The organism is Affinundibacterium baiyunense, from assembly GCF_018139645.1.
Taxonomy (GTDB): Bacteria; Pseudomonadota; Gammaproteobacteria; order Burkholderiales; family Burkholderiaceae_D; genus Undibacterium; species Undibacterium baiyunense.
Genome location: NZ_JAGSPM010000043.1, coordinates 1 through 479, shown reverse-complemented (window position 1 = coordinate 479; position 479 = coordinate 1). Strand labels below are relative to the sequence as shown.

The following is a 479-nucleotide window of genomic DNA, read 5'->3' as shown; positions in this document are numbered from 1 at the left end:
GAACAAGCTGAATACAAATCAGCATTTGCATCACAATCTACAGAAACAATCGTTTCTACTTTGTACGTAAACATGTTTGGTCGTCCTGCTGATGCAGCTGGCTTGTTGTACTGGGTAGGCGAAATCAATGCTGGCCGTACAACATTGGGCGCAGCAGCGATCAACATTTTGAACGGCGCTAAAGACGCAGACAAAGTTGCAATCGATTCTAAAGTAACTGCAGCTACTTCTTTCACAACAGCGATCGACACAACAGACGAAATCGTTGCTTACTCTAAAGCAGGTGGTACAGCTGCTGCTAAAGTATGGTTGGGTGTTGTTACTACAGCAGCTACTGCAACTTCACAAATCGCTGCACAAGACGCAGTGATCAAAGCAATCGTTGACGGCGCTGTTGCTAACAACGTGTTGACAAACGCAACGGACATCTTGAGTGGTTCTTCATTCACAGCACCACAAGTGTACACACCAGGTGGCGA

At 46.1% G+C, this 479-nt stretch carries 1 pseudogene; it reads left to right on the top strand.

The annotated features are described in order from the left end of the window. Positions 1–60: 60 nt before the first annotated feature. Positions 61–479 (top strand): annotated as a pseudogene (locus tag KDM92_RS18275) (DUF4214 domain-containing protein); the annotation flags it as partial.